At 64.7% G+C, this 11,863-nt stretch carries 10 protein-coding genes; all 10 read left to right on the forward strand.

What is annotated here, in order from left to right; translation table 11 throughout:
• Position 1 precedes the first annotated feature (1 nt).
• The 10 genes from ABFX19_RS10090 to ABFX19_RS10135 all read left to right on the forward strand — a co-directional run bounded on the left by ABFX19_RS10090 (position 2) and on the right by ABFX19_RS10135 (position 11,851).
• Positions 2–532: a PH-like domain-containing protein gene (locus ABFX19_RS10090; protein ID WP_277357315.1), complete on the forward strand. Its 531-nt coding sequence runs from the start codon at positions 2–4 to the stop codon at positions 530–532.
• Positions 529–1,773 (forward strand): glutamine-hydrolyzing carbamoyl-phosphate synthase small subunit, encoded by a 1,245-nt coding sequence (gene carA / locus ABFX19_RS10095; protein WP_346028242.1) that lies wholly within the window; start codon positions 529–531, stop codon positions 1,771–1,773. The genes ABFX19_RS10090 and carA overlap by 4 nt, the downstream gene beginning before the upstream one ends.
• Complete coding sequence (gene carB, locus ABFX19_RS10100; RefSeq protein ID WP_346028243.1) at positions 1,774–5,085, forward strand: carbamoyl-phosphate synthase large subunit; 3,312 nt, start codon at positions 1,774–1,776, stop codon at positions 5,083–5,085. It begins immediately after the preceding gene.
• 1 nt (position 5,086) lies between these two features.
• Positions 5,087–5,935, forward strand: coding sequence for an orotidine-5'-phosphate decarboxylase (gene pyrF / locus ABFX19_RS10105; RefSeq protein WP_346028244.1), 849 nt, complete (start codon positions 5,087–5,089; stop codon positions 5,933–5,935).
• Between the two features lie 99 nt (positions 5,936–6,034).
• Positions 6,035–6,370 carry an integration host factor, actinobacterial type gene (mihF, locus tag ABFX19_RS10110; RefSeq protein ID WP_277357319.1) on the forward strand — a complete coding sequence of 112 codons (336 nt, stop codon included), beginning with the start codon at positions 6,035–6,037 and terminating at the stop codon, positions 6,368–6,370.
• Positions 6,371–6,384: 14 nt separating this feature from the next.
• On the forward strand, positions 6,385–6,954 hold the full coding sequence (gmk, locus tag ABFX19_RS10115) for a guanylate kinase (protein ID WP_056549449.1): 570 nt from the start codon (positions 6,385–6,387) through the stop codon (positions 6,952–6,954).
• A gap of 48 nt (positions 6,955–7,002) precedes the next feature.
• The gene (gene rpoZ, locus ABFX19_RS10120; RefSeq protein WP_026544007.1) at positions 7,003–7,263 is read left to right on the forward strand and encodes a DNA-directed RNA polymerase subunit omega; all 261 of its coding nucleotides are present in this window, start codon (positions 7,003–7,005) and stop codon (positions 7,261–7,263) included.
• 30 nt (positions 7,264–7,293) lie between these two features.
• A complete protein-coding gene (coaBC, locus tag ABFX19_RS10125) occupies positions 7,294–8,532 on the forward strand; it encodes a bifunctional phosphopantothenoylcysteine decarboxylase/phosphopantothenate--cysteine ligase CoaBC (protein WP_346028245.1) in 1,239 nt (412 codons plus the stop codon).
• Between the two features lie 4 nt (positions 8,533–8,536).
• Complete coding sequence (gene metK, locus ABFX19_RS10130) at positions 8,537–9,751, forward strand: methionine adenosyltransferase (RefSeq protein WP_346028246.1); 1,215 nt, start codon at positions 8,537–8,539, stop codon at positions 9,749–9,751.
• 21 nt (positions 9,752–9,772) lie between these two features.
• Positions 9,773–11,851 (forward strand): primosomal protein N', encoded by a 2,079-nt coding sequence (locus tag ABFX19_RS10135; protein ID WP_346028247.1) that lies wholly within the window; start codon positions 9,773–9,775, stop codon positions 11,849–11,851.
• Positions 11,852–11,863: the final 12 nt, after the last annotated feature.

An 11,863-nucleotide genomic window follows, 5' to 3' on the forward strand; every position in this document is an offset into this window, starting at 1 on the left:
CGTGGACGTAGCAACAACCGCGGTCGTCATCTCACTGATTGCGATCGTGCTGGTGGTGGGACTGATGGCCCTTGGCTGGCGCAATCGCCAGCTGCGCCAGCAGGGGCTGCAGGCTCCTGCCGGTCTTCCCGGCAATCCCGGGACACCGCTCTATGCTGCGGAAGGGCAATACGTGGTCACCACCACCGGCGGTGACTGGCTTGACCGCGTCACAGCCCATGGTTTGGGCAATAAGGCAACAGCGACCGCAGCCGTGTATGCGCACGGTCTCCTGTTTGACCGCACCGGTGATAGCGAGGTGTACATCGCCAAGGAAAATCTTTCAGACGTTCGGCTCGAGCGCGGCATGGCCGGAAAATTCGTTGAAAAGGACGGTTTGGTGGTTGTGTCATGGACCCTGGATTCCCAGACCTTTGATACCGGCTTCCGAACCCGGTATTCCGCGGACAAGACTCAGCTTCTGGCCGCAATCAGCGCACTGATTGAGGACGCTGACCCCCTCACCAACCCCACGAGCAAGGAAATACAGTGACAACACACGCGGGAGTAGCAGGCGCCGGTGCAGAGGCGGTTCTGATTCTGGAGGACGGACGTTCCTTTCGTGGACTCAGTTACGGAGCGCCCGGAACGGCTCTGGGCGAGGCAGTCTTCGCTACCGGCATGACCGGGTATCAGGAGACCATCACGGATCCCTCCTACGCGCGGCAGCTCGTAGTGCAGACGGCACCGCACATCGGCAACACCGGGGTGAACCGGGACGACGCCGAGTCCCGGCGGATCTGGGTGGCCGGCTACGTTGTGCGTGACCCGGCGAGGCGCCCCTCCAACTGGCGGTCCGAGAAAAGCCTCGATGACGAGCTGACCGAACAGGGCGTCGTCGGTATTCAGGGTGTGGATACCCGTGCCATCACCCGCCACCTGCGCGAGCGCGGCGCTATGAAGGCCGGCATCTTCTCCGGACCGGACGCCGCACGCAGTGATGCTGAGCTCCTCGCCGAGGTGAAAGGCCAGCGCAGCATGGAGGGGTTCCGGCTCGCGGAGGAAGTGAGCGCCACCGCACGCTACGTTGTGGAGCCCTCCGACCACGGTTGGGACGGCGAGCCACGGTTCACGGTTGCGGCCCTGGACCTCGGGATCAAAGCCATGACACCGAAGCACTTTGCCCAGCGCGGTGTGCGCACAGTGGTGCTGCCTGCAGATTCAACCTACGACGCCGTCGTGGCCGTCGGTGCCGATGGGGTCTTCATGTCAAACGGGCCGGGGGATCCGTCAACCGCGGACGCCCAGGTTTCGCTACTGCGCCACGTTCTCGACGCGCGGATGCCGTTCTTCGGAATCTGTTTCGGCAACCAGATCCTTGGCCGGGCACTCGGTTTCGGCACGTACAAGCTGCGTTACGGGCACCGGGGGATCAATCAGCCCGTACTCGACCGGCGTACGGGCAAGGTAGAGATCACCAGCCAGAACCACGGGTTCGCGGTGGACGCACCACTCGAGGGACCGGTTACCGCCCCTGAGGAACGCTTCGGCCGCGTCGAGGTGAGCCATGTGTGCCTCAATGACGACGTCGTCGAGGGCCTCGCGTGCCTGGATCTGCCGGCGTTCTCGGTGCAGTACCACCCGGAAGCGGCTGCCGGCCCGCATGATTCCGCGTACCTGTTTGACAGGTTCATCGACTTCATGGCCGAAGCTGCCCGCTCCGGCGACGGCTCCGGCAAGCTTGATGCCTCCGAAGTCTCCAAAGCTCCCACCCCCGCGCAGGAAGAAATCTAGATGCCCCGCAGAACCGATCTCACCTCCGTCCTGGTCATCGGATCGGGGCCCATCGTCATCGGCCAGGCGGCCGAGTTCGACTATTCAGGCACCCAGGCGCTCCGCGTGTTGAAGGAGGAAGGCCTGAGGGTCATCCTGGTCAACTCCAACCCGGCAACGATCATGACCGATCCGGAGTTCGCCGACGCAACCTACGTTGAGCCGATTACGCCGGAAGTGGTCGAGAAGATCATCGCGAAGGAACGTCCGGACGCGATCCTTCCCACGCTGGGCGGCCAGACCGCGCTCAACACGGCGATCGCCCTGGACAAGAACGGCGTACTCGAGAAATACGGTGTGGAACTCATCGGCGCGAACATCGCTGCGATCGAGCTCGGCGAGGACCGCGAGAAGTTCAAGGGCGTCGTGGAGCGTTGCGGCGCGGAATCGGCCCGGTCCGCCATTATTCACTCCCTGGAGGAAGCTTTCGTTGCTGCGGAGGATCTCGGATACCCGATGGTGGTCCGCCCTTCCTTCACCATGGGTGGTCTCGGTTCCGGCCTTGCCTACACCGAGCAGGACCTGCGGCGCATTGTGGGTCAGGGCCTGCAGTACAGCCCTACCAGCGAGGTACTGCTTGAGGAGAGCATCCTCGGGTGGAAGGAATACGAGCTGGAAATGATGCGCGACAAGAAGGACAACGTCGTCGTCGTCTGTTCCATCGAGAATTTCGACCCGGTCGGGGTCCATACCGGCGACTCCATTACCGTGGCGCCGGCCCTGACACTCACCGACCGTGAGTACCAGCGCCTGCGGGACATCTCGATCGCGGTCATCCGTGAAGTGGGCGTGGACACGGGCGGTTGCAACATCCAGTTCGCGGTTGAGCCAGGTACCGGTCGCGTCGTGGTTATCGAGATGAATCCACGCGTCTCGCGGTCCTCGGCCCTGGCCTCGAAGGCCACCGGATTCGCCATCGCGAAGATCGCCACGAAGCTCTCCCTCGGGTACACGCTCGACGAAATCCCGAATGACATCACGCGCAAGACACCGGCGTCCTTCGAGCCGACACTGGACTACGTTGTGGTCAAGGTTCCCCGGTTCGCGTTCGAGAAGTTCCCCGCCGCAGATAACACGCTGACCACCACCATGAAGTCCGTCGGCGAGGCGATGGCGATGGGCCGAAATTTCACCGAAGCGCTGCAGAAGGCGCTGCGCTCCCTGGAACAAAAGGGCTCACAGCTGACCTTTGATCCGGTCAGCGAATTCGACGTCCCCGAACTGATCGAGGCGGCAAGGCGCCCGACGACGGAGCGTCTCTCCCAGGTGCAGCGGGCACTCCTCGGAGGAGCGAGCATTGAAGACCTCTATGAGGCCACCGGTATCGATCCGTGGTTCCTGGACCAGCTCGTCCTCCTCAACGAGGTGGCTGCGACCGTCCGCCAGGAAGGGATCAAGCCTGACACGCTGCGACTGGCGAAGCGGCACGGCTTCTCCGACGAGCAGATTGGCCTCCTCACGCATACGCCGGAGGCAGTGGTGCGGGGCGTACGTCATGCGCTCGACATCCGGCCGGTCTTCAAGACTGTAGATACCTGCGCAGCCGAATTCGCGGCGTACACGCCGTACCACTATTCGTCCTACGACGAAGAGGACGAGGTGGGCCTGCACGCCAAGCCGTCCATCATCATCCTGGGCTCCGGCCCGAACCGCATCGGACAGGGCATCGAATTCGACTACTCGTGCGTCCACGCGACCATGGCGCTGCGCAAGGCCGGCTATGAGACGGTGATGGTCAACTGCAATCCGGAGACCGTTTCCACGGACTACGACGTCTCCACCCGACTCTACTTCGAGCCGCTCACGCTGGAGGATGTCCTCGAAGTGATTGCCGCTGAGGAACGGACCGGCGGGGTCATGGGTGTCTTTGTGCAGCTAGGCGGCCAAACGCCGTTGAAGCTTGCCCAGGCGCTGGCCGATGCCGGCATCCCGATCCTCGGCACGTCGCCTGAGGCCATCGACCTGGCTGAGCACCGGGGTGAGTTTGCGCGGGTCCTGGCCGAGGCCGGACTGATAGCCCCGAAGAACGGTACGGCAGTCTCCTTTGAGGATGCCCGGGCCATTGCCGACGAGATCGGCTATCCGGTCCTGGTCCGGCCGTCGTACGTGCTGGGTGGACGCGGCATGGAGATCGTGTATGACGAGCCGAACCTGTCCCGCTATATCTCCAACGCGACAGAAATCACTGCGGACCATCCGGTCCTGATTGACCGGTTCCTCGAGGATGCCGTCGAGATCGACGTCGATGCGCTGTACGACGGCAAGGACCTGTACCTCGGCGGCATTATGGAGCACATCGAGGAAGCCGGCATCCACTCCGGAGACTCCGCGTGCGTGCTGCCCCCGATCACTCTGGGTACCGATGTGCTGGATCGGGTCCGGAAAGCAACCCGCGCCATTGCCGAGGGCGTCGGCGTCCGCGGTCTCATCAACATCCAGTTCGCGCTTGCAACAGATGTGCTGTACGTGCTCGAAGCCAACCCGCGCGCCTCGCGTACCGTCCCGTTCGTCTCGAAGGCCACGGGTGTCCAGATGGCGAAGGCCGCCGCGCTCATCGGCACCGGTGTCACCATCCACCAGCTGAGGACTGCCTATAAAATCCTGCCTGAAAACGGTGACGGCTCACAGCTGCCGCTATCCGCGCCGGTGTCCGTGAAGGAGGCGGTGCTTCCGTTCAGCCGCTTCCGCACGCCGGAGGGCACAGTGGTTGACTCGCTGCTGGGTCCTGAGATGCGTTCGACCGGTGAGGTCATGGGTATTGACAAGCATTTCGATACCGCCTTCGCCAAGAGCCAGGCCGCTGCCAACAACGCCCTGCCCACCCAGGGCAAAGTGTTCGTCTCCGTGGCCAACCGGGACAAGCGTTCGATCATCATGGGTGTCAAGCGACTCTCGGATCTCGGCTTCGAGATCGTCTCCACCGGCGGCACTGCCGATGTGCTGCGCCGCAATGGCATTCAGGCCACTCCTGTCCGGAAAGTCGCCGAAGGCAGCAGTGCAGAGGGCGAGGGAACCATTGCGGACCTGGTGGTCGCCGGTGAAATCGATATGGTCTTCAACACGCCCTCAGGCGGGGAGGCTCGCAGCGACGGGTACCAGCTGCGCGCTGCCGCAACCTCGATCGGCATTCCGTGCATCACCACCGTCGCTGAGTTCAACGCGGCGGTGCAGGCAATCGAGGCGCTGCGCACCTACGAGTGGTCGGTCACAAGCCTGCAGGACCACGCACGGGCTATCCGGGGCGAGACCGTTCCGGACCCGGCCGGAGCATAAGGTGACGTTCGGATCGCGGCTGGCGGCCGCCGTCGGGCGTTTCGGAAGCCTGTGCGTCGGAATCGATCCGCACCCCTCACTGCTGGCGGCGTGGGGCCTTCCCGATACCCCCGCCGGGCTGGACACTTTTTCGGAGACGGTGTTGGAGGCGGTCGCGGGAAGTGTGGCGGTCGTGAAGCCGCAGGTTGCCCTGTTCGAGAGGCACGGTTCCCGCGGAATGGCCGTCCTCGAGCGGCTGCTGAAGCACAGCACCGCGGCCGGGGTGCTGACAATCGCAGACGCCAAGCGCGGGGACATCGGATCAACCATGGCCGGCTATGCCGATGCCTGGCTCCGAGACGGGTCCGCACTGGCAGCGGACGCCCTCACCCTGAGCCCGTACCTGGGGTTCGAGTCGCTTCGCCCGGCCTTGACCGCGGCCAGTGAGACGGGTCGCGGAGTCTTTGTCCTGGCCCTCACCTCCAACCCGGAGGGCGCTTCCGTGCAGCATGTGGGCGGCGAGGACTCGGTTGCGCGCCGCATAGTCCAGGCAGCGGCTGCAGAGAACGAAGGCGGCACCCCGGGTTCGGTGGGTCTGGTGATCGGCGCGACCGCAGGGGCAGCGGTGCGTCGGCTTGGGCTCGACCTGGGCACGCTGAACGGGCCGATTCTCGCTCCCGGCGTGGGGGCGCAGGGTGCCGGGCGCCAGGAGCTTCTGGAAACCTTCGCGGGCGCCTCCGGAGTGATCCTGCCCAACTCGAGCAGGGAGATCCTTAGCTCCGGTCCCGACGCGGCACGACTTCGCCAGGCGGTCGCCACGGCGCAAAGCGCGGTGGACCTGTCCGGGGTCGCTGAGCCCGGAACGGATTGATTTTCAGTCAGCCGAGCAGATAGGTTCAGTGCAAGCCCAAACTCCAGACCCGTCACTGCCGGTGCTTGGCCGACGGTTTCAACTGCCTAGGGAGCCCGAGTGAGCCTGAAACCTCTCACCGATAGCGAACGAACACTGGCGCGGGAAAAAGCAACTGCGGCCCGGGCCGTCCGGGCGGAGCTGAAGTCCCGGCTGAAGTCGGGAGAAGTGACGGTCGATGAGGTCATCAACGGCTCTACGCATGAAGAAGCGATCGGCAGGCTTCGGGTTCTTGATTTACTCAAGGCCTTGCCCGGTGTGGGGGAGAAGCGGGCCGCGGGCATCATGGACGCAGTGGGAATCGCAGCTACCCGCAGGGTTCGCGGGCTGGGAATCCACCAGCGCAAGGCCCTCGTTGAACATTTGACGAACCACCCGGCGAACAACCGCCACTAGAGAAAGAAGTATTCGTGAATCAGCCGCGGCTGACCGTGCTTGCGGGCCCAACGGCTGTGGGCAAAGGGACTGTCTCGACCTACATCCGTGACAATTACCCGGAGGTGGAACTCTCCGTCTCGGCGACAACCCGCGCTCCCCGTCCGGGTGAGGTGGAGGGAGTTCATTATCACTTCGTGTCGCCGGAAGAGTTCGACTCCCTGGTGGAAACGGGCCAGATGCTGGAGTGGGCTGTTGTGCACGGGCGGAACCGCTATGGCACCCTGAGACGCACGGTCAATTCAGCGATGGAGGCCGGAAAGTCGGTTCTCCTCGAGATTGACCTGCAGGGCGCGCGACAGGTGAAGGAGAGTATGCCGGAAGCGAATTTCGTGTTCCTCGCCCCCCCAAGCTGGGAGGAAATGGTCCGGCGGCTCATCGGCAGGGGTACCGAAACCGCCGAGGAACAACAGCAGCGCCTGGTAACCGCTAAACTGGAACTTGCTGCCGAACCGGAATTTGATCACACCGTGATTAATGACGATGTTCAGCGCGCAGCAGATGAGCTTGTTTCATTGATGGGCCTCACCGCGCACTCGCAGTAAAACGCAACGCGCAGTGGCTTTTACGGCCCAGCGACTATTGGAGATTTTGTGTCTACTCAGCCCGAAGGCATCATCAACCCGCCGATCGACTCCCTGCTCGAGGCGTCGGATTCGAAGTACGCCCTGGTGATTTACGGTGCCAAGCGTGCCCGCCAGATCAACGCCTACTACTCGCAGCTGCACGAGGGCCTGTTCGAGTACGTCGGGCCGCTTGTCGAGACCAAGCTGAATGAGAAGCCCCTGTCGATCGCCCTGCGCGAGATCAATGAGGGAATGCTCGTAGCTGCACCGGCGGAAGCGTCGGAGTAAGCGCTCCGCCGGTCAGCGCGAAGACTCGACGTGCGTATCGTCCTGGGAGTTGGAGGAGGGATCGCCGCCTACAAGGTGGCGTCCCTTCTGCGTTTGTTCACTGAAGCCGGCCATGAGGTGACGGTCATTCCCACCGATGCAGCGCAGCGCTTTGTGGGCACGGCCACCTGGGAGGCGCTGTCGGGGAACCGGGTCAGCAACGATGTGTTCGACGCCGTCGACCAGGTCCGCCATGTGCGGTTAGGCCAGGAGGCGGATCTCGTGGTCGTCGCTCCTGCGACCGCCGACCTGCTCGCCCGCGCAGCCGCCGGAATGGCGGATGACCTCCTCACGGGAACCTTGTTGGTGACCCGGGCACCGGTTGTGTACGCGCCGGCCATGCACACCGAAATGTGGCAGCATCCGGCTACCGCCGCGAACGTTGCGACGCTGAGGGCCCGTGGCGCCGTCGTTCTGGAGCCGGCGGTAGGCCGCCTGACGGGCGCGGACAGCGGACCGGGGCGGCTCCCGGAGCCTGACGACATTTTCGCTGCCGCGCTGGGGGCAGCTTCGGGCACGCCGGCCGGGGCAGCACGTCCGCTGGCCGGCCGCACGGTCACCATCACCGCAGGCGGCACCCGCGAACCGCTCGATCCGGTGCGTTTCCTTGGTAACCGGTCCTCCGGGAAGCAAGGGGTGGCGCTTGCCGCGGCCGCTCTTCAGGCGGGCGCTACCGTGCAGTTCATTGCGGCCCATCTGGAAGTGCAGCCTCCGCCCGGTGCGCAGCTCACGGTCGTGGAAACCGCCGAAGAGCTGCGGGAAGTCACGCTCAAGCTGGCGCAGCGGTCGGATGCCTTGATCATGGCTGCGGCCGTTGCTGATTTCCGACCGGACACCGTCTCGGATACGAAGGTCAAAAAGCGCGACGACGGTGAGAACCCTGTGATCACGCTGATTCGTAACCCGGACATCCTCGTGGAAGTGGTGCAGCAGCGCGCAGAGCTGGAATCTCCTGCGGTGATTGTCGGATTCGCTGCCGAAACGGGCGACGACGACGCCACACCTCTTGCGCACGGACAGCAGAAACTGCAGCGCAAGGGCTGCGACCTGCTGATACTGAACAGGGTGGGTCGCTCACTGGTCTTTGGTCAGGATTCCACTGAGGTGACTATTTTGGACGCGGGCGGCGCGGAGCCGGAGACCGTGAGCGGGAGCAAGACCAGCGTTGCAGCCGTCATCCTTGCGCGGGTTGCTGCCATGCTGGGGACCTCATCCGACCAAGTAGAGTGATCACGTGAATTCACCCCATACGCCTAGCCATCCCTTGCGATTGTTCACCTCGGAATCGGTGACTGAGGGCCATCCCGACAAGATCTGTGACCAGATCAGCGACGGCATTCTGGATGCGCTGCTGGCGGCGGACCCACGGTCCCGTGTAGCGGTGGAAACCCTTGTGACCACGGGCCTGGTCCACGTGGCCGGCGAGGTGACCACCGAAGCGTACGTCGAAATCCCGGAGATCGTGCGCAAGACCATCCTGGGAATCGGCTACGACTCATCAGCGAATGGCTTCGACGGAGCGCGCTGCGGTGTGTCCGTTTCCATTGGTCAGCAGTCTCCCGAGATCGCCTCAGGCGTGTTCAGGTCGCTCGAAACACGGGAGGGCACCAGCACCGACCCCTATGATGCCCAGGGTGCAGGGGACCAGGGGATCATGTTCGGGTACGCCAGCGACGAGACGCCCGTCCTGATGCCGACGCCCATCTGGCTGGCCCACCGCTTGTCCGAGCAGCTCACCGATGTCCGGAAGAACGGCACGCTGTCCTACCTGCGCCCGGACGGCAAGACACAGGTCACAATCGGTTACGACGGCGACAGGCCGGTCAGCGTCGACTCGGTGGTCATTTCTTCTCAGCACGCCCAGGGAGTCGACCTTGGAACCCTGCGGGTTGACCTCGTGGAGCACGTGATCAACCCAGTCCTGGCAACGTCCCAGCTCGACGTTTCAAACGTCCGCCATATCCTCAACCCGGGCGGTGAATTCGTCATCGGCGGGCCGGTCGGAGACGCAGGACTGACCGGACGTAAGATCATTGTGGACACCTACGGTGGAATGGCCCGTCACGGCGGCGGTGCGTTCAGCGGCAAGGATCCGTCAAAGGTTGACCGATCGGCCGCTTACGCCATGCGCTGGGTCGCCAAGAATGTGGTGGCTGCCGGGCTTGCCCGCCGCGCGGAGATCCAGATCGCGTACGCAATCGGCATGGCGCAGCCGGTCGGCATTTACGTGGAGACCTTCGGAACCGAGCAGGTCGATCCGGCTGCAATCGGCTCGGCTATCAACGAGATTTTTGACCTCCGCCCCCTGGCGATCATCAATTCTCTTGACCTGCTCAGGCCCATCTACCAAAAGACCGCCGCGCACGGGCATTTCGGCCGCGAGGGCGAGGGGTTCAACTGGGAACTCACGGACCGCACCGACGAGCTCAAGAGCTACTTCAACGCGTAGGCAGGTATTACCTTCGAACCGATGAGTTCCGACGATGGACGGCAGCTTTCGCTGCTGCAGGGCTTCAGCGCACCGGCGGCTCCGCGCGGTACGTCCCCGGTCGCAGCCGAGTTGCCAGTCGCCCGGGTCCTGATCGATTCACCACTGCCGCATCTTGACCGTCCGTTTGATTACCTGGTTCCGGCGTTGGACGACGACGCCGCCGTCCCTGGCGCCCGGGTCAAAGTCCGCTTCGCCGGGCGGGAGCATGCGGCGTTCATCATCGAACGGCTTGCCGTCTCCGACAGCCCGGCACGTTTGCTGCCGCTGGCCAGGGTGGTGTCTGCGCATCCGGTGGCGACCCCTGAAATCCTGGCACTTGCAGCCGCCGTGGCGGCCCGTTACGCCGGCTCCGTCAGCGATGTCCTTCGATCAGCAGTGCCTCCGCGGGTGGCCCGCGTGGAGAAGGAGTTCACAGTTGACGGGACGGTTCCCCCCGATGTGCCCGCACAGGCCGGTCAGCCCTCTGTGTACGACCGGTACGTCAACGGCACGTTGTTCCTGGCACGATTGACCGAAGGTGAGAGTCCGCGCGCGGTACTGACGACACTCGGAGGCTACGGGCCGGCCGGGTGGCCGGTGGAACTGGCCGAAGCGGTACATGCAGTTTGGGCGGCGGGGCGTGGCGCCGTCGTCGTTGTTCCTGACCAGCGGGACCTCGGCCGTGTTGAAGAGGCACTTCGTGCGCGCATCGGTGCGGATGAGTTCGTCCGGCTTACCGCCGAAGACGGCCCCACCCCCCGGTACCGCAACTTCCTCAAACTCCTGCATGGACAGGTCAGAGTGGCGGTGGGTACGCGGTCCGCCGCCTATGCACCTGTGCGGAACCTGGGGCTCGTGTGCCTCTGGGACGACAATGATGAGTCACACAGTGAACCACGCGCCCCTTACCAGCACGCCCGCGAGGTGCTGCTGCTGCGCAGTGAACTGCAAGGTTGCGGACTGCTGATTGCTTCAGCCTCCCGAAGCGTCGAGGCCCAGCGGCTGATCGACAGCGGCTGGGCACAGTCCCTTACCGCTGATCGTCCGGCCGTGCGTCGGCTCGCTCCGCGGGTCCTTCACTCGGCCGATACTTTTCACACCGACCGCGAACCGCTGACGCACCAGGTCCGGATTCCTCCGGTGGCCTGGCGCGCCGCCAGGGATGGGCTGCAGCGCGGGCCTGTCCTGATCCAGGTTGCGCGCACGGGATTCTCACCTGCCCTGGCCTGCCAGGACTGCCGGGAACCCGCCCGCTGTCAGCGCTGCGCCGGTCCCCTGGCGCAGTCCGGCCGGGGCTCGGTTGTCGCGTGCCGCTGGTGTGGACGGCCTGATCACGCCTGGCGTTGCCCAACATGTTCGGGCGGCCGGCTCCGCTCCACCGTCAGCGGCGCTGCGCGCACCGCCGAGGAACTGGGCCGGGCGTTCCCCGGCGCCGTCGTCGTTTCCTCGTCCGGCGATCATATTCTCGATGCGGTGGATGATTCGCCCCGAGTGGTGGTGGCAACCCCGGGTGCCGAACCTGTGGCGGCTTCGGGCTACGCCGCCGTGGTCCTGTTGGACGGGAACGCGCTTCTGGGCAGGGAGTCCCTGCGTGCGCTGGAGAGTACCCTCCAGCGCTGGTTCAACGCTGCGGTGCTCGCCCGTCCTGCCTCGGCAGGCGGTGTGGTGGTTGTCACCGCGGATGACGACGTCGCTGCCGGCCACCTGGTCCGTTGGGATCCTGCCGGTGCTGCGGCGCGTGAGCTCGAACTGCGCACTGAACTGGGGCTGCCGCCGGCCGTGCGATACGCAGCGCTGACCGGTTCCCTGGAGTCACTGGCGGCCTTCCTTGAAGGAGTGGACCTGCCGCCATCGTGCAGGGTTGTCGGTCCAACGGCAGTGCGCGCCGCAGCGGGTCCGGCAGGCCCGGAGGAACCGGGCCAACAGTCAGCGGCGGGCTCGCACCGTACTCTGGTGTTCTTCCGGTACCGCGATGCCGCAGAGGTCGTCGGCGCGTTACGGGCGCGCCGGGTTTCGCTCTCGGCCAGGCGGACCTCCGAACCTGTCCACGTTCGGATCGATCCTGTCGGGGCACTCTAGCGCCTCAGTGCT

Origin of the sequence: Arthrobacter parietis (assembly GCF_039530425.1) — a bacterium.
GTDB classification, from domain to species: domain Bacteria; phylum Actinomycetota; class Actinomycetes; order Actinomycetales; family Micrococcaceae; genus Arthrobacter_D; species Arthrobacter_D parietis.

Bases quoted from the DNA above. Each gene is read 5' to 3' on its own strand.
- ABFX19_RS10135 (WP_346028247.1), top strand. From the start codon at position 9,773: ATGAGTTCCGACGATGGACGGCAGCTTTCGCTGCTGCAGGGCTTCAGC.
- carB (WP_346028243.1), top strand. From the start codon at position 1,774: ATGCCCCGCAGAACCGATCTCACCTCCGTCCTGGTCATCGGATCGGGG.